Annotated in this window: 15 protein-coding genes and 1 tRNA gene; 6 read left to right on the forward strand and 10 right to left on the reverse strand. The window is 36.7% G+C overall.

Going from position 1 to position 20,585, the window contains the following annotated elements; genetic code table 11:
* Positions 1 to 5: 5 nt before the first annotated feature.
* Together LB452_RS03710 and LB452_RS03715 are read right to left on the reverse strand one after the other, a co-directional pair.
* A complete protein-coding gene (locus LB452_RS03710; protein ID WP_224460376.1) occupies positions 6 to 1,256 on the reverse strand; it encodes a lipid outer membrane transport protein FadL-like protein in 1,251 nt (416 codons plus the stop codon).
* Positions 1,256 to 1,987 carry a type III pantothenate kinase gene (locus tag LB452_RS03715; protein WP_224460377.1) on the reverse strand — a complete coding sequence of 244 codons (732 nt, stop codon included), beginning with the start codon at positions 1,985 to 1,987 and terminating at the stop codon, positions 1,256 to 1,258. The genes LB452_RS03710 and LB452_RS03715 overlap by 1 nt, the downstream gene beginning before the upstream one ends.
* A gap of 95 nt (positions 1,988 to 2,082) precedes the next feature.
* Here LB452_RS03715 and LB452_RS03720 point away from each other — a divergent pair.
* From LB452_RS03720 to LB452_RS03730, 3 genes are all read left to right on the forward strand, one after another.
* Positions 2,083 to 2,155, forward strand: a tRNA-Phe gene (locus LB452_RS03720).
* Between the two features lie 244 nt (positions 2,156 to 2,399).
* Positions 2,400 to 2,993, forward strand: coding sequence for a hypothetical protein (locus LB452_RS03725; RefSeq protein WP_224460378.1), 594 nt, complete (start codon positions 2,400 to 2,402; stop codon positions 2,991 to 2,993).
* Between the two features lie 391 nt (positions 2,994 to 3,384).
* The gene (locus LB452_RS03730) at positions 3,385 to 4,818 is read left to right on the forward strand and encodes a YfcC family protein (protein ID WP_224460379.1); all 1,434 of its coding nucleotides are present in this window, start codon (positions 3,385 to 3,387) and stop codon (positions 4,816 to 4,818) included.
* Between the two features lie 442 nt (positions 4,819 to 5,260).
* On the opposite strand, the gene LB452_RS03735 is transcribed toward LB452_RS03730, so the two are convergent.
* Positions 5,261 to 7,390: a prolyl oligopeptidase family serine peptidase gene (locus tag LB452_RS03735; protein ID WP_224460380.1), complete on the reverse strand. Its 2,130-nt coding sequence runs from the start codon at positions 7,388 to 7,390 to the stop codon at positions 5,261 to 5,263.
* A 393-nt stretch (positions 7,391 to 7,783) separates the two neighbouring features.
* Positions 7,784 to 8,776 (reverse strand): aspartate-semialdehyde dehydrogenase, encoded by a 993-nt coding sequence (locus LB452_RS03740; protein WP_224460381.1) that lies wholly within the window; start codon positions 8,774 to 8,776, stop codon positions 7,784 to 7,786.
* 160 nt (positions 8,777 to 8,936) lie between these two features.
* On the opposite strand from LB452_RS03740, the gene LB452_RS03745 reads away from it, so the two are divergent.
* Positions 8,937 to 10,808 carry an ABC-F family ATP-binding cassette domain-containing protein gene (locus LB452_RS03745; RefSeq protein WP_224460382.1) on the forward strand — a complete coding sequence of 624 codons (1,872 nt, stop codon included), beginning with the start codon at positions 8,937 to 8,939 and terminating at the stop codon, positions 10,806 to 10,808.
* Here LB452_RS03745 and LB452_RS03750 read toward each other — a convergent pair.
* Positions 10,805 to 10,966 carry a hypothetical protein gene (locus LB452_RS03750; RefSeq protein WP_224460383.1) on the reverse strand — a complete coding sequence of 54 codons (162 nt, stop codon included), beginning with the start codon at positions 10,964 to 10,966 and terminating at the stop codon, positions 10,805 to 10,807. The genes LB452_RS03745 and LB452_RS03750 overlap by 4 nt on opposite strands.
* A gap of 53 nt (positions 10,967 to 11,019) precedes the next feature.
* On the opposite strand from LB452_RS03750, the gene LB452_RS03755 reads away from it, so the two are divergent.
* Positions 11,020 to 11,820 (forward strand): O-methyltransferase, encoded by an 801-nt coding sequence (locus tag LB452_RS03755; protein WP_322965943.1) that lies wholly within the window; start codon positions 11,020 to 11,022, stop codon positions 11,818 to 11,820.
* Between the two features lie 283 nt (positions 11,821 to 12,103).
* Positions 12,104 to 15,469, forward strand: a complete 3,366-nt coding sequence (gene mfd / locus LB452_RS03760) for a transcription-repair coupling factor (RefSeq protein WP_224460384.1) — start codon at positions 12,104 to 12,106, stop codon at positions 15,467 to 15,469.
* 100 nt (positions 15,470 to 15,569) lie between these two features.
* On the opposite strand, the gene rfbD is transcribed toward mfd, so the two are convergent.
* Genes rfbD through LB452_RS03785 form a run of 5 tightly spaced genes read right to left on the reverse strand, consistent with a single transcriptional unit; the run spans position 15,570 to position 20,568 of the window.
* Positions 15,570 to 16,439, reverse strand: a complete 870-nt coding sequence (rfbD, locus tag LB452_RS03765; RefSeq protein WP_224460385.1) for a dTDP-4-dehydrorhamnose reductase — start codon at positions 16,437 to 16,439, stop codon at positions 15,570 to 15,572.
* Positions 16,436 to 16,984 (reverse strand): dTDP-4-dehydrorhamnose 3,5-epimerase, encoded by a 549-nt coding sequence (rfbC, locus tag LB452_RS03770; RefSeq protein WP_224460386.1) that lies wholly within the window; start codon positions 16,982 to 16,984, stop codon positions 16,436 to 16,438. The genes rfbD and rfbC overlap by 4 nt, the downstream gene beginning before the upstream one ends.
* The gene (gene rfbA / locus LB452_RS03775; RefSeq protein ID WP_224460387.1) at positions 16,985 to 17,839 is read right to left on the reverse strand and encodes a glucose-1-phosphate thymidylyltransferase RfbA; all 855 of its coding nucleotides are present in this window, start codon (positions 17,837 to 17,839) and stop codon (positions 16,985 to 16,987) included. It lies immediately after the preceding gene.
* Between the two features lie 2 nt (positions 17,840 to 17,841).
* Positions 17,842 to 18,861: a dTDP-glucose 4,6-dehydratase gene (rfbB, locus tag LB452_RS03780; protein ID WP_224460388.1), complete on the reverse strand. Its 1,020-nt coding sequence runs from the start codon at positions 18,859 to 18,861 to the stop codon at positions 17,842 to 17,844.
* A gap of 3 nt (positions 18,862 to 18,864) precedes the next feature.
* Positions 18,865 to 20,568: a DUF6909 family protein gene (locus LB452_RS03785; RefSeq protein ID WP_224460389.1), complete on the reverse strand. Its 1,704-nt coding sequence runs from the start codon at positions 20,566 to 20,568 to the stop codon at positions 18,865 to 18,867.
* Positions 20,569 to 20,585 lie beyond the last annotated feature (17 nt).

Consider the following 20,585-nt stretch of genomic DNA (forward strand, 5'->3'; position numbering starts at 1 on the left):
AGTATTTAATTATATTTAGATTTAATGAACCATTTGTCGTTGAAAGAGAAACTCATAAACACACTTATAAAATTTTCTTGTATCAAGTTATTTGATGTTGTGCCTCTTTCAAAATATTCAACTCCTATGTTGGCATTGGTGAAAACCCGACCGGCAGGTAATCCTAAACCAAATGATATGCCAAACTCGTTTATATCTTCACCTCTGTATTGCAACCCACTCTCTTCGTATCTTATTCCAGCTCTGTAAACTATTCTTTTGAAGTAACTTACAGGATCGTTATACCTTGGAATATAAAATCCACCGAGTTTGAACGTATTTGCTTCTTTTTGAACAACTTCAGAACCAAAATTGAAACCCAGTTCAGAAAAATCACCTGCTGTGTAATTTTCATACTCCAAACCAACAAACCATTTTCTGTCTTGACCAAGGCCTAAACCAAAGGCGTACATTTCTGGTAAAGCAATTTCTGTATCTACAGGATCTAGATTGATTTGATTTACAACATTTTCTGCTCCATTCTGTCCTTGCTGAATGGTCGCTAATTCTCTTCTTCTGCTTACGTCAAGAGAAGACCCTGTTTCATATCTAACCGACGATTTCAAAGTGATTTTATTGCTTAATTTAACATCGTAAAGCGCACCAATATCAAATGAAAATCCTTTAATATCTGTAAAGTTAGTTTCTCTTGATGCAAACTGAACTTGATTTCTGAAAATTATAGCTTTATTCTCTATATCACCAAAGTTGTAATTTGCTGTACCTCCAAGTCTTAGGTTTTTAATAGGCTCAAATCCTAATGAGAAATAAACTGTATTTAGTCCTCCTCGACCTTCAAATCTAGAAATAGATGTTTGTGATCTTTCTTCCAATTCATATCCTACAGCGCTTCTTGGCTTAACACCAAAGCCAACCCCTAAATTATTGAAAGGCAATCCAATACTTATATAATCTAAAGTGAAGTAATTTATGTCAGTTGATAATGTATTGGTCTTCAATGTAGTTGAATTCGCTGTGACACCTGCAGAAAAAGCTGTTAATTGTAAATCTGAATATGCTGCAGGATTTCTTAAGTTGAGGTGTATACTATCACTAAAAGTGGCTAAACCACCCATCGATCTATTTTCCACCGTTCCTCTAAATGCTTTGGTTCCTATACCCAGGAAAGAATAAGGTGATGAAGAACCCTCTTGTGCTGAAGTAGAAAATCCTGCAATAAGTAGTATCGAGATAAAAAGAATAAATCTTGTGAACATTAATTTGAGTTGAGTTGTAGAATTTTATTTAATCCTTTCAATAGAAAATTAGAAGTGGCAAATATGCTATTTTTTATAGATGCTGACAACAAATAATAATCTCCGCCTGTTAAAACAACTGTTAAATCTTCATAATCAGTGAGATAATCTTCAATATATGCATCTATTTCATAGCAAATTGATTTGTAAACTCCAATATGCATTGCTTCATGTGTAGATTTACCTACATAATGATTGGGCTGGGTAGTTTTTTTGAGTAACGGTAACTTTCCTGTAAAACTATGCATCGCTTTAAATCGCATTTGCAAACCTGGAGAAATGGCTCCTCCTTGATATACCGAATCCTTATCTATAAAGTCGTAAGTAATGCAGGATCCCGCATCAATTACCAAAACATTCTGGTTTGGAAAGAGTTCTGCAGCAGCTGCAACAAGTGCTATTCTATCTAAACCTAAAGTCTCTGGAGTTTTATAAGCATTGGTGAAATTCAAAATACTCTGATGTGAAAATTTCACAAGATGTAAGTTCTCAGATAACATTTTATATAAGCTTGCTGAAATTTCTGCAGTGGAGGAAATAATCCCTTTTGAAAGGTTTGGATAAGTCTGAAGTATGTTTTGAAGGGATTCTACTGCTTGTTCTGGGTCTATGGCAATTTTCTCTATCAATAAACTTTCATCAAACACAGCAAATTTGACCTGGGTATTTCCTATATCGACGATTAAATTCATAACAAAATTAAAGCCCAAAGATAAGGATAAGAATATTTCATGTTTTCTTTTGTTTAATTAAATAATGGTTTTATATTTGCACCCGCATTAAAAATGGTGCCTTAGCTCAGTTGGTAGAGCAATGGACTGAAAATCCATGTGTCCCTGGTTCGATTCCTGGAGGCACCACCTTTTAAACCTCAACGTTCATTTGTTGAGGTTTTTTTATTTTTAGCTTAAGCACTCCGTAACTCAATTTCGTAAAATATACATGGTTAGACTAGTCCCTGGTTACTCCCAAAGCCCTGGAGACTGGTCAAAGCTTCCAAAACCAAAATTTTTGTATTTTTAAGACGTTAATCATCAGTGCGTCAACGCGTTAATTCAATTGACAATTAGTAGGAAAGAGTGCTGTTATGAAATCTTGAAGAGGATGAAGAAAAACAATGGTGTTTTAAATTACTTAAAAGAAATCACTATCGTGGTTATAGGTGTGTTGATTGCTGTTTTTATAAGCAACTATAAAGATAGTGTAGACAATGAAAAATACATTGAAAAAACACTACTGGCCATAGAAAATGACATCAAGTTGAGCCAATCAGATCTGGATACTGTTTATAATCGTCACCTTAAGCTTTTTGAAATACTTAGGGAAAAGTTGGAGGGAAGTGAACCTTTAGATCCTGAATTAACATTCGTTGAATTGATAGCAAGTTCAGGGGGATTTCAAGTCACAACCAGCAAGAATATAAGCCTTAGGTTTTTTATCAATCAAAAAGCAGAGCTGCTGGAATATGATATTATCTCGAAACTCTTAGATATTGAAACTCAATCGGAGTTACTTCAGTTAAAAACAAGAAGATTAACCGACTTTTTCTATGAAAATATTGATGAAGGTGGTGAGGAGGTGTTTATGAAATTGGCCTATTATTTAAATGATATTCTGGACAGTGAACATACGCTTTTAGAATCATATTCAGAATTTTTAGATAAGAACCAAAAGAAATTGGAGTATGAAAAAGAATAAAGCCTATCAACATTAACAATTAAGGAATTAATCAAAACATAAATTGCCGAATGTGAAGGTTACAAGTCTTAAATTTTGTTCGATGGACACATTTGTAACTTGATACTAACATACTTTTCATGGTTGTATCTTCAATGCATAAAATAGTATTCAGCTGTTAGTCATTATTAAATAAACTAAAAATTAAACTCTATTTTACGAATTTAGGAGTTGAACCTATACTTATCTTCCAACTGATTTGAATTTAGAAACTCTTAGATAACTATTAAAATAAATAACACAAAAACGCTATTGTCTTTCTGACTTTGCGCAAATGTGTAAGTTTACCGCCTAGTAATGTAAGACTAGGATTGGATAGGACCTCAGTTGCATTTAAACTTAGAAACTTCTGGTGAAGCGTTTTAAAATCCCCCATATTTTTATTTTCCTTTTTTGGATTATTGTCAGTTGTTCTTTGCTTACCTATATTATACCTAGTGGGGCTTTTGAGCGAGAACAAAAAGACTATGGTGAAATTACACAAACGGTTATTGTTCCCAATAGCTATACAGAGATTCCAAAAAATTACTCGTTACAAGCTGCACTACTGGAAGAAAGCGTAGAAGGAAAGTCCTCTCCAGTTTCTGTATTAGGTACTCTTAGCGCCATACCAAAAGGTCTTGCAGATTCTGCTGTACTTGTCTTTTATCTTTTTATAATCGGCTCCGTGTTTACAGTTGTCCAATACACTGGAGCTATTAATGCGTTTTTATTTGCATTGATTGCAAAGTTCAAAAACAAACCAAAACTACTTTTGTTCCTAGTCTATATGGCAGTCTTTTCGGCATCATCTTTTATGGGGATATTAGGTGAATCTATCGCTTTAATTCCTGTTTTTTTGTTCTTATCCAAGAGTTTAGGATATGACCGGATTTTTGGTTTCGCCCTCATCGGTGTTCCTCTTTTCTTAGGTTGGAGTTCTGGGGTAACTAACCCGTTTACGGTCCAAATCGCTCAAATCATTGCAGAACTCCCCATTGGATCGGGAATCGGTTTTCGATTCTTCGTATATCTGGTGTACGCAATGGTTGGTTTCTATTTTATCATTCGCTACGGCAATAGGATTAAGAAAAACCCTTCCGTAAGCTTAATGAAAGATGATGAATTTAATTTGACTGAATTTGGGTCATTTGAGAAAGAAAACTTAGAACGAAAGCATATATATATTCTCTTGTTTTTTGTATTGTCTTATGCCGCTATACTCCTGGCTGTTCAATTAATTGGCTGGGGATTGATTGAAATGACCGGATGCTTTATAGGAATGCTCATCGTTATTGCTATGATAGCTGGGATGTCTGGCGACGAGCTCATGAAAGCCTTCACCAAAGGACTCAAAATCATGATGGTTCCTGCATTAGTTGTAGGCATTGCTCGCGGTATTTCTGTAGTTCTGGAGGAAGGGATGATTATAGATACAATTCTGTATCATTCCAGTGAAGCCCTATTGACCATACCAAAAGTCTTTGCAGCGGAAGGCATGTTATTTTTTCAAACGCTACTGAATTTTTTCATCCCATCGGCTTCTGGTCAAGCCTTAGTTTCAATGCCTTTGATGACCCCTCTATCAGATATTTTAGGAATATCAAGACAGATTGCAGTATTAGCTTACCTCCTGGGCGACGGACTTTCCAATCTTGTTATACCGACTAACGGAATACTGATGGCTATGATAGGAATGGCTGGAGTACCCTATCAAAAATGGCTTAAATTCATATTTAGACTATTTATTTTCGCTATGATTCTAGCTATGATATTTATAGCCATTGCAGTCATAATTGGTTATTAAATTTAAAAAAGGTTTTTAATGCTAAAGTTTGCTCATTTACCAAAACAACATAAAAGCAATAGCTATATAACCTATTGTGGATTTTGAGTTAAAATATAAAGCAAAATGTGAATTCTAATGATCCCTATGAATAGTGGTATCTCACTTACCTGTCGTATTAATGTCAAGCAGGTCGAGAATCAATTCATATCAAAAATTCTGATTCTCAATTAATCTGCCAGGTAAAGTAAAAGTAGAAATGTCGACTCATTTCAATTATGAAATTCATCCGCCTAAAAGTTTTCGTCGGGCAGGCTTAAATCAACAGAATTTTTCATAAGCCATAACGGTGCTATTAATCATGAATTCTGTAGACCAAACCCTTCAAAAGAGTATAAAATAATATCAAAAAAAATCCCCCTGCTGAGCTCAGCAGGGGGATTTTTCATTCTAATGAAAACTTTTATAGATCCTCGTAGCCCATATTATAAAGGGTAAAGGCAAAAATATCTGCATATTCCTGAATGATTTTTGAAGTTGGTTTTCCTGCACCATGTCCAGCATCCGTTTCAATGCGGATTAAGGTTGGTTTATCACCAGCTTGTTTGCTTTGCAGCTCAGCAGCAAATTTAAAGCTATGTGCTGGGACAACTCTGTCGTCATGATCTCCGGTAGTCACCAAAGTCGCAGGATATTCAGTTCCCTCATTGATGTTGTGTAAAGGAGAATAACCTCTTAAATATTCAAACATTTCCGGGTCATCTTCAGAAGTACCGTAATCGTAAGCCCAGCCTGCTCCAGAAGTAAAGGTATGGTATCGCAGCATGTCCAAAACACCTACAGCTGGAAGAGCTACTTGCATCAAATCTGGGCGTTGCGTCATCGTAGCTCCAACCAAAAGTCCACCGTTGGAACCTCCACGGATGGCTAGTTTATTAGAAGACGTATACTTTTCATCAATCAAGTATTCTGCAGCAGCAATGAAATCGTCAAAAACATTTTGCTTTTTCATTTTGATTCCTGCATTATGCCACTCTTTACCATATTCTCCGCCGCCACGTAAGTTGGCTACAGCATAAATTCCTCCATTTTCTAGCCAAACCGTATTTGCCGTGCTAAATGATGGTGTCAATGAAATATTAAATCCTCCGTATCCATAAAGCATGGTTGGATGTGTTCCATCCAGTTCAATTCCTTTTTTGTGAGTGATGATCATAGGAATTTTTGTTCCATCTTTAGAAGTATAAAATATTTGCTTGCTTGTGTAAGCTTCTGTATCAAAGTCTATAGCAGGTTTTTGATAAACTTCATAAGTACCACTTTCGGGATTGTATTTATAAATCGTTCCAGGTGTCGTGTAGTTTGTAAAAGAAAAATAAAGCTCTTCAGCCTCTTTCTTACCTCCAAAACCACCAACAGATCCTGCTCCAGGAAGTTCAACTTGACGTACTAGTTCTCCTGAATAGTCATATTGTTTGACTTGAGAAACTGCATCTACCATATATTCTGCAAAGAAGTAACCAGATCCTGTAGATGGTGACAATACGTTTTCAGTCTCAGGTATAAAATCCACCCAGTTTTCTGGCTGAGGTGAACTGGCATCAACGGTCACAATTTTTCTGTTAGGCGCCTCTTTATCTGTGACAATAAATAATTTACTGCCGTCATTTTCTATGATATATACATCACTATCGTAGGTGTCTATAACGTCAACAAATTCAGAATTTGACTTGGATAAATCTTTAATCATCAAACGGTTACCAGAAGTCGATTTAGAAGCAGAAACGATCAAGTAACGGCTGTCTTCGGTCACACTTCCGGAAACATATCTATGTTTTTGCTCTTCAGTTCCCCCATAAATAAGTAAATCTTCATCCTGAGAAGTTCCTAACTTATGATAGTAAAGTTTATGTTGATCTGTTTTTGCAGATAATTCACTTCCCTCAGGCTTATCATAACTAGAGTAGTAAAAACCGTCGTTGTCTTTCCAGGAAATACCGCTGAATTTCACATCTACAATGGTATCGCCTTTTTGCTCTTTTGTTTCAGCATCCAGAACAATTATCTTTCTCCAGTCGCTTCCACCCTCAGAAATAGAATACGCCAAAAGCTCTCCATCTTCCGTAAAACTCATTCCTGCCATAGAAGTTGTTCCGTCTTCACTAAAGGTGTTGGGGTTCAAAAATTCTTTTGCCTCTTCTATACTTTCGTCATTTTTATATCGATAATACACGGACTGATTTTGTAACCCATCATTTTTAGAAAAATAAGTATACTCTCCTCTTTTGAAAGGAGCACCAATTTTTTCATAATTCCAAACCTGAGTTAGACGTTCTTTCAGCTTATTGCGATATGGGATATCCTCCAGGTAACCAAAAGTTAGATCATTTTGAGCTTCCACCCACTCTTCGGTCTCATCACTGCGGTCATTTTCCAACCAACGGTAAGGATCTTTTACTTCCGTGTCAAAATACGCATCTATCGTATCAACTTGTTTTGTTTCTGGATATGTCAAACTTGCTTGATTTTTTTCGCCTTCATTGCAGGATGCTAAAAGGCATACAGCTGCAACAGGCATGAGTATATGTTTCATTGGTTTTGATTTTAGTCGTAAATATAAGGAATCATAGCTATCTAACATAGGCTTTGTTTTATACTGAATTCAATACTGCAATGTTATTAGTTTTACGATATAAGATTAAAAAATTAGTTTAAGATAAAAACGTCTTACTAAGTTGAAGAACCTCTCATTCTTTTTTAATAGAGATAGATTTATCAGTTGGTGAAAAACTCCTTCGAAATATAATCGTTTATCAGATTGTATTCTACAAATGATTCAATTTAAAATCAGTACAAGAGCGAGACGATCACAGCAGCAAAGATTGAGTTTTGAAAGTATTGAGGAGATTCCGCTCCAGGCAGGAAATTAAAAAACCGCTCTTCAAAAGTTCTGAAGAGCGGTTGAGTATTGATTAAATTTTAAAGCTTAAGCCTTAAAACGAGTTGTCAAAAGAAATTCAGCTATTTGTATTGCATTAGTCGCTGCTCCTTTTCTTAAATTATCGGAAACGATCCACATGTTCAACGCATTATCTCTGGTGAAATCTCGACGGATTCTACCGATAAAGACATCGTTTTTTCCTTCAGCATAAATCGGCATTGGATAAGTATTGACTTCAGGGTTGTCCTGAAGCGTAATACCATCGGTTTCGCTTAAAATTTTCTTTACATCAGAAACTTCAAATGCATTTTTGAATTCGATATTTACAGATTCAGAGTGACCTCCAACCACAGGAATTCTTACCGCTGTAGCGGCTACTTTTACAGAATCGTCTGAAAGTATTTTCTTGGTCTCGTTGGTCAATTTCATCTCTTCCTTCGTATAGTCGTTTTCCAAAAACACGTCGCAATGTGGTATAGCGTTTTTATGAATAGGATAAGGATAAGCCATTTCGCCAGTCTTGCCCGCATATTCATTCTCCAACTGCTCAACAGCTTTTACGCCAGTTCCAGTAATCGACTGATATGTAGAAATGACGACTCTATCAATTTGATAAGCCTTATGTAAAGGTTGCAATGCCATGACCAGTTGAATGGTAGAACAATTAGGGTTAGCAATAATCAAATCTTCTGCTGTAAGTTCTGAAGCATTGATTTCCGGTACGACCAATTTTTTGGTCGGATCCATTCTCCAAGCAGAAGAATTGTCAATCACCGTAGTTCCAACTTCAGCAAATTTTGGGGCCCATTCTTCAGAAGTATCTCCCCCTGCAGAAAATAAAGCGATTTCGGGTTTTCGTTTCACTGCGTCTGCAAGGCTTACAATTTCGTAAGATTTTCCCTTATAAGTGATTGTTTTCCCAACCGACTTCTCAGAAGCCACAGGAATCAGCTCAGTTAAAGGAAAATTACGCTCCTCAAGAATCTGGAGCATCACTTGGCCTACCATACCGGTAGCGCCGACAACAGCTACTTTCATTTGAATTTGTTTTAAAAAATTATATGGAGCGGCAAAAATATACTTTTGTAATCAAGCTTAGACTGATTTAGCAAATATTTATTGGCTATTTGAAATCCTACTAGGTTTATAATTAGCTATTTCAAGCGGACTTAAGTACTTTTGCAAAAAATTTAGAACATTGAATTATCTATCAGTAGAAGAAGTTTCAAAATCTTTTGGCACACTCGAGCTATTTGAAAACTTGTCTTTCGGCATCAGCCAAGGTCAAAAAATAGCTCTTATCGCCAAAAATGGCACGGGGAAAACCACCTTACTCGACATTATATCTGGCAAAGAAACACCAGATAGTGGACAAGTAGTTTACAGAAAAGGTGTGAGATTTGGCTTTTTACCACAAGAACCAGATCTTGAGCCAACTTTGAGTATTGAGGAAACTATCCTTTCTTCTGATAACGAAATCCTAAGCATCATCAATGCTTACGAAAAAGCGCTTCAAAATCCAGATGATGCTGAAGCTTACCAAAAGGCTTTTGATCAAATGGAGGCTAAACAGGCCTGGGATTTTGAAACGACCTACCGTCAAATTCTCTCCAAACTGAAATTGGATGACTTATCCAAAAAAGTGAGTGACTTGTCCGGCGGGCAAAAGAAAAGACTGGCGCTGGCCAATCTTCTACTTGGTAAACCCGATTTATTAATACTCGATGAGCCAACCAACCACTTGGATCTGGAAATGATCGAATGGCTGGAAGAATTTCTGAAAAGTGAAAACCTTACTTTATTTATGGTCACTCACGACAGGTATTTTCTAGATCGAGTATGTAACCACATCATCGAATTGGAGGACAAAACGCTTTACAATTACAAAGGAAATTACAGCTACTACGTAGAAAAAAGAGCTGAACGCATTGAGGTAGAACAAACGACAACCGCCAAAGCCAAACAACTTTATAAAAAGGAACTGGACTGGATGAGGCGTCAGCCTAAAGCCAGAACAACCAAGTCCAAATCCAGAATAGAAAGTTTTGGTGACATAAAAGACAGAGCTAGCAAACGCCGTAACGATCATAAAGTTGAACTGGAAATCAATATGGAACGTTTGGGTTCCAAAGTTTTGGAAATACATAAAGTGTCCAAAGGTTTTGAAGATAATTACCTCTTTCAAAATTTTGATTACATCTTCAAAAAGAATGAACGCATCGGTATTATTGGAAAAAACGGAACTGGAAAGTCTACCTTTTTAGATGTCTTGACGGGTGGATTGGAGCCAGATCAGGGAAAAGTTGTTCACGGTGAAACTTTAAAAATTGGCTATTACACACAAGGTGGAATTCAGGCAAAAGAAGGTCAAAAAGTCATTGAGGTGATCAAAGATTACGGTGATTATATTCCGTTATCCAAAGGAAGGCAAATTTCAGCATCGCAGTTATTAGAGAAGTTTTTATTCGACCGAAAAAAGCAATATGATTTTGTTGAAAAATTGAGCGGTGGTGAAAAGAAACGTCTGTATTTGTGTACAGTTTTGATTCAAAATCCAAATTTTTTAATTCTCGATGAACCTACCAATGATCTTGATATCGTCACCTTGAACGTTCTTGAAAACTTCCTTTTAGATTTTCCAGGTTGTCTGATTGTTGTGAGTCACGACCGATATTTTATGGATAAAATTGTAGATCACTTATTTGTTTTTGGTGAAGGGAAAATCACAGATTTCCCAGGAAATTATTCGGATTACAGAGACCTTAAGGCTCTTGAGCTTGAGGCTAAATATGAAGAAAGCAGCCAGACCACAACCAAAACATCAGAAAAACCTAAAACCACTTCAGATTCTAAAAATGCATTAAGTTTTAATGAGCAAAAGCTGTATAAAAAACTTGAAAAAGAAATCAATACGTTAGAGAAGAAAAAGGAAAAGATTGAAGCTGAGTTTCTAAAAGACTTGAGTCCAGAAGACATCAAAGAAAAAACGATGACTCTTCAAGACATTCAGCAAGAATTGGAAGACAAAACCGAACAGTGGTTTGAGTTATCTATGAAAATGGAAGCTTAAGCGTTTTCTTCGCTTTGCTTCTCTTCTCTTTCTTTTTTACCGGCTTTTGAAATATAGTAAATCACAAACCCAATAAGGCTGATAATAACGAGTCCAAAAATAGCGGTCATAATAAAAGCACCATTAGACCAATTGACGAAAAGTGTTTGTAGAAACATATCCTTATATTTTATGCAATTTTACAGCTAGATAGGATCAAAAAGAATGATTTTTGTCAGTTAAACTGATTTATTATAAAATGTGGTTTAAAGTTAAAGCGTTTCTAAAGTTTTTATGGCATTCCAAAAATCAGCATGGAATTCATTCTCCATTTGTATATAAATTGATTACCAAGTGTTTTTATGACAAAAGTCAGTATCCTTCTTATAAACTGTGGAATGAAGTTCAGCAGGAGCTTTTGAACTCTGAAGACATTCTAGAAGTTGAAGATGTGGGTGCTGGATCTAAAGTTTTTAACAGCAACAAAAGACCGGTTTCAAAGATTGCAAAACACGTTTCAATTTCCAGAAAGCGAGCCAGATTGATGATTCGGCTGGTGGATTATTTAAAAATTGAAAACGCCTTAGAATTGGGGACTTCCATAGGTTTGGGTAGTATCAGCATTGCTGGATCTGGTCAAGTTGATATGAAAACCATTGAAGCGTGTTCGGTGACTTTAGATTATGCTCAAGACCAATTTGAAAAGTTGAGGTTAACACGAATCACAAGTATTAATTCATCTTTTGCTGAAAGTCTAGCAGGATTAAAATCAGAAGAAAAATTTGATCTTGTTTTTATCGACGGGCATCACGATGGGAAAGCTACGCTTGAATATTTTAAAAGTTTGCTGAAATATAAACACAACGATGCTTTGTTTATTTTTGATGATATCCACTGGTCGCCGTCCATGGAAATGGCCTGGGAACGTATAAAAACTCATCCTGAAGTTCAGGTTACGATTGATACGTTTCAATGGGGACTTGTGTTTTTTAGAAAAGAACAGGTGAAACAGGATTTCATTATCCGCGTTTGATTTTTGAAACACCAAAAACACATTAAGTTTAAAAAAAATTAAGTCATGCTCGAGCAATTTTCACCAGACACCCAATTTATAATTGTTATTGCGATTATCGCAGTGCTTTTTCTTCTGGTTTTTTTCAATAATAAACGTAACAAGCGAAAACGTTACGATCGTAAGAATAGAAATTTTAGAAGAAATTTCTATGAGAAAAAACAAAACAAAAAGGAAGATTAAAAACAGCTTTACAAAAGCTGACAGACCATCAATTTGAGTTTTTCTAGTATCTTTGCGCGCGATGAAAAAAGCTGATATTAAAGAAAAAATCTCAAAAAATCCTGCAGTGGAGGAACTTAAAGAAGCTCTGGCTTCGCAGGAAAATCAATCCATATTTCTGAAAGGTCTTCTAGGTTCTGCTGTCTCTTTTGTGCAGGCAGAAGCTTTCCTTTCTTCGGAACATCCTTTTCTTCTGATTTTTAATGATAAAGAAGAAGCGGCTTATCATCTCAACGACCTGGAACAGCTGGTGGATGAGAAAAATGTCTTGTTTTATCCAGGGAGTTACAGAAGACCTTATCAGATCGAAGAAACTGACAATGCCAATGTTTTGTTGCGATCTGAAGTTTTGAACCGCATCAATTCCAGAAAAAAACCTTCCATTATCGTCACTTATCCTGAAGCGCTTTTTGAAAAAGTCGTGACCAAAAAGGAACTGGATCGCACCATTTTAAAAATAAAACTGAACGACGAACTGTCTATTGATTTCGTCAACGAAGTGTTATTTGAATACAAATTCAAACGTGTCGACTTTGTGACTGAGCCTGGAGAATTTTCAGTAAGGGGAGGGATAATCGATGTGTTTTCTTTCAGTAATGATGAGCCGTACCGAATTGAATTTTTTGGTGATGAAGTCGATAGTATTCGCGCTTTTGACGTTGAAACTCAACTGTCTACCAAGCAAAAAAAGCGCATCGACATTATGCCCAATGTTGAAAAAAAGGAACTGGATGAGGTGCGGGAAACGTTTATCCAATACATCAGCAATTCTACGACGGTGTTCATCAAAAACATGGATGTGTTATCGCAGACCATAGATGATCTTTTTGGCAAAGCTGAAAAAGCTTTTTCTGAACTTTCTACAGACATCAAACACAGTAAACCAGAGGAACTTTTCTGTAAAGGTGAACTTCTAAAAAAACAACTTCTGAATCTAAAAGTCGTTGAATTCGGAACTCAGGCATTTTTGAGTCCTAAGCAAACGATTCTATATCCTACAAGCCCTCAACCGTCCTTCAACAAAAAATTCGATTTACTGATTGAAGACTTAAATTCTAAACACGATAAAGGTTACGAGAACTGCATTTTATGCACAAGCGATCAACAGGCCAAACGTTTCAAAGACATTTTTGAAGATCAAAATCAAGAAGTGCATTACAAAACTTTAGTGCTTTCCATGCACCAGGGGTTTATTGATGAGGTGAATAAATTGGTGTGTTATACCGATCATCAAATTTTTGATCGCTATCATAAATTTCATTTGAAGAACGGTTATGCTAAAAAGCAAGCCATCACTTTAAAAGAATTGACCAGCTTGGAAATTGGTGATTATGTCACTCACATTGATCATGGCATTGGAAAATTTGGTGGTCTCCAGAAAATTGATGTGGAAGGAAAAATGCAGGAAGCGGTAAAGTTGATTTACGGAGATCGAGATATTCTTTATCTCAGCATACATTCGTTACACAAGATTTCAAAGTTTAATGGCAAGGATGGAAAACCGCCTCAGGTTTATAAATTAGGCAGTAAAGCCTGGAAAAGCCTGAAGAAAAAGACCAAAGCCAGAGTTAAGAAAGTCGCTTTCGACCTCATAAAACTTTACGCCAAACGCAGATTGGAAAAAGGTCATCAATACGGTCCGGATTCTCATCTACAACACGAACTAGAAGCCTCCTTTATTTATGAGGACACGCCAGACCAAAGCACAGCCACACAGGATGTGAAAAGTGACATGGAAAAAGAGCAGCCGATGGATCGTTTGGTTTGCGGTGATGTAGGTTTTGGGAAAACCGAAGTTGCCATTCGCGCAGCCTTTAAAGCTGTCGACAATGGAAAACAAGTTGCCGTTCTAGTGCCTACCACAATCTTGGCCTTTCAGCACCATAAAACATTTTCGGAGCGGTTAGAAGAATTTCCTGTGACGGTTGATTATCTCAACCGTTTCAGAACTGCAAAAGAACGCAGAACGGTTTTGGAAGGACTTGAAAATGGAAATGTGGATATCGTCATTGGTACGCATCAGCTGGTGAATAAAGCCGTCAAGTTTAAAGATCTTGGTCTTCTGATCATTGATGAAGAGCAGAAATTTGGAGTTGCAGTAAAAGATAAGTTGAAAACTATCAAGGCAAATGTAGATACGTTAACTTTAACGGCAACACCTATTCCGCGGACCTTGCAATTTAGCCTGATGGCAGCGAGAGATTTGTCCACTATAAAAACCCCTCCTCCAAACCGTTATCCTATTGAAACGCATGTGATTCGGTTTTCTGAAGAACAAATTCGGGATGCGGTGTCTTATGAAATTCAAAGAGGTGGCCAGGTATTCTTTATCAATAATAGAATTCAAAACATACATGAAGTCGCTGGTTTGATACAAAGATTGGTACCCGATGCCAAAATTGGCATAGGACATGGGCAAATGGAAGGTAAAAAGCTCGAAGACCTCATGTTGAAATTCATGAATAATGAATTTGACGTTTTGGTGTCTACCACCATTATAGAAAGTGGTCTGGATGTGACTAATGCGAACACGATTTTGATCAATGACGCCAATAATTTCGGAATGTCCGATCTACATCAGATGCGTGGTCGTGTTGGGCGAAGTAACAAAAAAGCCTTTTGTTACCTCATCACACCACCTTTAACGATGATGACCGACGATGCCAGAAAACGCTTAACCGCTTTGGAACAATTCTCTGATTTAGGTAGCGGTATCAATATCGCGATGAAGGATCTGGAAATCCGCGGAGCCGGAGATTTGTTGGGTGGAGAGCAGAGCGGATTCATATCGGATATCGGTTTTGATACGTATCAAAAAATTCTGAATGAAGCCATTCAGGAATTGAAAGAAAACGAATTCAAATCGGTTTATGAAGAAGAAAACGAGAAGGAAGAAAAAGTGTTTGTAAAGGATGCTCAAATTGATACGGATTTTGAAATTCTATTCCCTGACGACTACATCAATAGCATCAAAGAACGCCTGAGTTTATACACTAAATTAAATAACATTGATGACGAAAAAGGTCTAGAAGATTTCGAAAAAGAATTGAAAGATCGCTTCGGAGATATCCCTAAAGAAGCCCAAGACCTCATCAATAGTGTGAGGTTGAAATGGATTGCCGCCAGTATTGGTTTGGAGAAATTAGTCTTGAAAAAAGATAAAATGATTGGCTACTTCTTGTCCAACCAAGACTCTGGTTTTTATAACTCGAAACGCTTTAGAGATGTGCTTCAATACGTACAAATGCATCCTAGACTGTGCACCATGAAGGAAAAACAAACCCGAAATGGGTTGAGGCTTTTACTCACGTTTGATCGAGTAAAAAGTATTGATAGAGCTTTAGAGTTGCTGCAACCGCTGGAGCAGAAGGAGGAGGTCCTACCTTAACCCTAAACTAGGTGATAGGAATTAGTTATTTTAAATCTATTTAAAAACAACAATTTTAACTAACTATTTTTTATTTGATACTGAATTATAAGCCTAATTCTTATGACCTAAAACCTTCTGAATTCACTTCCTTCAATAAACCGACAAGGCTTTCTCTCCAATGAGGTACTTTATAGTTAAAAGCTTCTTCAACTTTTGTTTTATCTAAAACACTGTATTTTGGTCGTTTGGCTTTCGTGGGATAAGAAAACGTCGCCTTCAGATGAACGTCTTGTTCAAGTTGTTTTTCTTCTAAAATAAGTCTGGCAAAATCATACCACGTGGCTTCACCCTGGTTACTGTAATGGTATAATCCAAAAACATTAGAGTTTTCTGTTATCAAATTCAGAATAAAAAGAGCTAAATCATTGGCATTGGTGGGCGTCCCAATTTGTTCGGTAGTGATATTCAATTCTGCGCGTTCGTCAGCCTTTTTCAAGATGGTATTAAAAAAATTGTGTCCAAATTCAGAATACAACCAGCTTGTCCTAAAAATAAAAAAGCGGTCCATCGTTTCAGAAATCATGACTTCGCCTTGTAACTTAGATGCTCCGTAAATGTTAATTGGGTTTTCTGAATCTGTTTCCAGATATGGACGATGTTTTAAACCATCAAACACATAATCTGTAGAGATGTGTACAAGTTTGGTGTTTTTGGTTTTACAGGTTTCAGCTAAAGTTTTAACAGCTTCAGAATTCACTTGAAACGCAAGTTTTTCTTCACTTTCTGCCGCTTCCACATTGGTATATGCAGCGCAATTGATGCAAAAATCAGGTTGGTGGGTGTTGAAGAATTGAGTTAAAGCTTCTTCAGAAGTAATGTTTAATGTCTGCGATGACTCGAAAAAGAATTCAATTTCTGGAAACTTTTTAGAATGCTTTTGAAGACATTTTCCCAATTGACCATTGGCACCGGTGACTAATACTTTCATGAGTTTAAGTATGCTTCAAGTGTTGGTAAATGTTCATCTTTTTCTGAAATGATCTGGTCTTTCTCAGGAATTTGCCAATCGATGTTTAAGGTTTTGTCATTGAATAAAATGCCACTTTCTGAAGTTTTATTGTAGTAATTATCGCATTTGTAAACAAAAATAGCTTCAGAAGAAAGGGTCGCAAACCCATGAGCAAAGCCCCTTGGCACGAATAGTTGATGATTGTTTTCATCCGTCAATACATAGCTAAATTGCTTGAGATAGGTTTCAGAGTCTGGACGCAAATCAACCACAACATCCAAAACCTCGCCTTTTGCAACTCTTATCAATTTGGACTGAGCAAACTCACCTGTTTGAAAATGAAGTCCGCGTATGGTCCCGTACTGAGAAATCGACTGATTGTCCTGGACAAAATCAATCTCTAAGCCTATATTTTTTTTGAAAGTTTTATAGTTAAAGCTTTCAAAGAAATTTCCACGTTCATCTTTAAACACTTTGGGTTCTATAACAAAACAGTCTTTCAGTGGCGATTGCTTTACAGTCATTTACTTTGGGTTTATGTTTTTGGCATAACCACTTTTCAAAAAGGGTGCTGTGATTTTATGGAGTTGATCTTTAGAAATAAAACCCATTTTATAAGCTGTTTCTTCAATAGAACCAATTTTCAGACCTTGGCGCTCTTCAATAACCTCAACAAATTGTGAGGCTTGCATCAAAGAATTAAAAGTTCCGGTATCTAGCCACGCCGTACCTTTGTCGAGGATACTTACACTCAATTTTCCTTTGTTGAGATAAGCATTATTGACATCGGTGATTTCCAGTTCTCCTCGAGCACTGGGCTTTATCGACTTTGCAATTTGGACGACTTCATTATCATAAAAATAAATTCCAGGTACCGCATAATTTGACTTTGGCGTTTTAGGTTTTTCTTCAATTGAAATCACCTGCCCACTTTCATCAAAATCTACCACTCCATAACGTTCCGGATCATGCACGTGGTAGGCATAAATAATACCACCATCAGGATTTGTGTTATCTTGTAAGAGCTGATCTAAACCTGTTCCGTAAAAAATATTATCGCCCAGAATTAAGGCGACTTTATCGTCTCCTATAAAGTCTTCTGCAATAATAAAAGCTTCAGCAAGCCCGTTAGGCTCAGCTTGAACGGCATATTCGAATTTACATCCTAAATCTGAACCATCTCCTAAGAGCTTTTCAAAAAGCGGTAGGTCATTGGGTGTCGAAATGATCAAAATTTCTTTGATCCCTGCGGACATTAATGTGGACAAGGGATAATATATCATCGGCTTGTCATAAATGGGCATAAGCTGTTTACTGACGGCAAGGGTCAAAGGATGTAATCGGGTGCCGGATCCGCCTGCTAGAATAATTCCTTTCATACTTATGACTTCTGAAGTTGGTTATATTTTGCAAGATACCAGTTTACAGTTTTCTGGATACCAGTTTCAAAAGTTTCATCTGCTTTCCAGCCTAAATTCTTTTCAATTTTTGAGGCATCGATCGCATAGCGAAAATCATGACCAGGTCGGTCTGTCACGTATTCGATTAACTCTTTATGGGGAGTATTTCCAGGTTTTAAATCATCTAGAAGTTCGCAGATTTTGGTAGCGATATAAATGTTCTGGCGTTCATTTTTACCTCCAATATTATAAGTTTCTCCGAGCTGTCCTTGATGAATAGCTTTATAAATTCCTTTACAATGGTCGTCGACATAAAGCCAATCTCTTACGTTCTTACCATCGCCATAAATTGGAATAGGTTGTTTTTGAATCGCCTTTCGAATAATCGTTGGAATCAATTTTTCATCGTGCTGGTGAGGTCCGTAATTGTTGGAACAATTGGTCGTCACGACAGGAAATCCATAGGTATGAAAATAACTTCTGGCGATCATGTCTGAAGATGCTTTAGACGCACTGTATGGACTATTTGGTGCATAAGGCGTGTCTTCTGTAAACAAGCTTTCGTCGTCTTCTAAAGTTCCATAAACCTCATCGGTTGACACATGAAGAAATCTTGAATCTTCAAATCCTTTTCTGAATTTGAATGGCGATTCCATCCAAAGCAAGTAAGCCTGATGAAGTAAATTGAAGGTTCCTGTAATGTTCGTTTTAATGAATGCATCTGGATTGGTGATAGAATTATCCACGTGAGATTCTGCAGCAAAATGAATGACTTTTTCAAATTTATACTGCTCAAATAATTCTTTCAACATTGAAATATCACAAATATCTCCTTCTACAAATGTATAATTTCCATGGTCTGAAACTTCAATATTATTGAGGTCTCCAGCGTAAGTCAATTTATCTAGATTGATGAAATGATACTTTTTTTCAGGGACATATAGATTTAAAAAATTAGAGCCAATAAAGCCTGCTCCTCCAGTGACTAAGATGGTTTTCATAAATTAGGATTTCAAATTCTGAACAGCATCGTTAAAAATCTGTTCTAATATTTTTTCAGTAATTAAGTAAGTTGGTTTCACTCCGGCAGTTCCAAGGCCCCCAGAAGCTAATGTACTTCCAGTTTCTAATGGATTATCACTGGCATAATAAGCATATCTCAGTTTGACTTCTGGAGAAATATTGCTTCTCAATTTGGCTGCTGCTTGTATTGCTTTTTGATAATGAGCCCCTTCCATTTCCAAACCGATCACATTCCAGGTGGAATCATGAAAAAACTTGAGTAGATCTCTATTTTGCAGCGACGTACCCAAAACTGTAACCATCGAACCGTCGTAAACTCCCAAACCTTGACCTTCAAAGTCTGATTTTTTCAATTCATTCGGGAATGGGTAATTATCAGCAGTACCTTCAAACAAGTGAGCGTCTGGTATCATCAAATCTCCTTTTCCGCCTTGCAAAATTCCTGCTTTTCCCATGATAGAAATTGAATCAACATTCATGTATACTTGCTCTTCCTTGTCCTTATAGGGCTTCAATAACTCATCCATGGTTTCATAAGCTTGCTCTCCAAAAGCGTAATCCATAACAATAATGACAGGCGCATCTTTTTTCCCATTAAGGCCTTTATCGCCTTTATAATGACTCAATTTTGCGAGGTCAAAAATCTGGACATCTATGTTAGTACCACTTTTATCGTCAAGAGTAATCATACCCTCCTGAAGTGCTTTTTTAGTAACGGTTTCTCTTAATTTATCATTTTTGGCATTGCTTAACTGTTCATAAACTTCGAAATTGGATTTTTCCTTCAGCATATCTTCCAATGCTAAAGGAGAATACAGCGTATTCATTACACTGTGCATATTAGCACTGATGATATGAAGTTTTCGATTCAACAAACCATGTTTATGTAAGGTCTTTTTGATGGTATTGGCCCAGACTTCACCATGAATGTGATGTCCCAGACGTTCACGTACAATTGGGCTAAAAGTAATGACGCGTTTATCACCACGGATAGCCTCACGAATGGCTAGTTTACCTAGACTGTGAATCAGGTGTAAAAATTTATTTGGATTCTCCAGAGTTGCAAATCGATCATAAACTTGATTGATTTCAGCAAATGTTCTGCCTAAAATATTAGCCGTATGCGTAATAGCGATTTCCTTTTCTTTTTGGGTCAAATCTCCAAATTTTGAAACTGCTACAGATAATTTTTCCCAGTCTCTGGAAGTATGGCCTGCCTCATTGATCACGACATTCTGCATGATTTTATGAGATTCAATAAACATAAATGTGAGGTGAGTTAAAATATCGTAGATTTCTGAACGACCACGGGTGATTTCGATGTTCATTTGCTCTTCATCGATTCTATAGCAGTTTCTTCTTCGCTTTGGCGGAATAATGGGTTTAAAATGCGAATTTGAATAGCCTTCATCACTGGTCAAGTTAATAAAACTACACTCTTCAATGCCTTCCGGAAGCCTTTCAATAATGTATTGAAGTCCGCTAAGTTCCACTTTGGATTCTCCAATACTTCCATAAATTTCTGGTCTAAGTGTCAGTAATGCTTCGCGTAAAGTTTCACCAGAAACTCCCATAGGCTTATAAAATCCGCGTATAAAAAGATGTCTCATGGTAATGTACATGCGCTCTATGGCATTTGTACTTTCTTGTGCTCTATTTCGTCCAATATTTAATAATTCTGTCATATAATGATTATGTTGTT

The sequence above is a fragment of the Psychroflexus longus genome (genome assembly GCF_020164595.1).
GTDB lineage: Bacteria > Bacteroidota > Bacteroidia > Flavobacteriales > Flavobacteriaceae > Psychroflexus > Psychroflexus longus.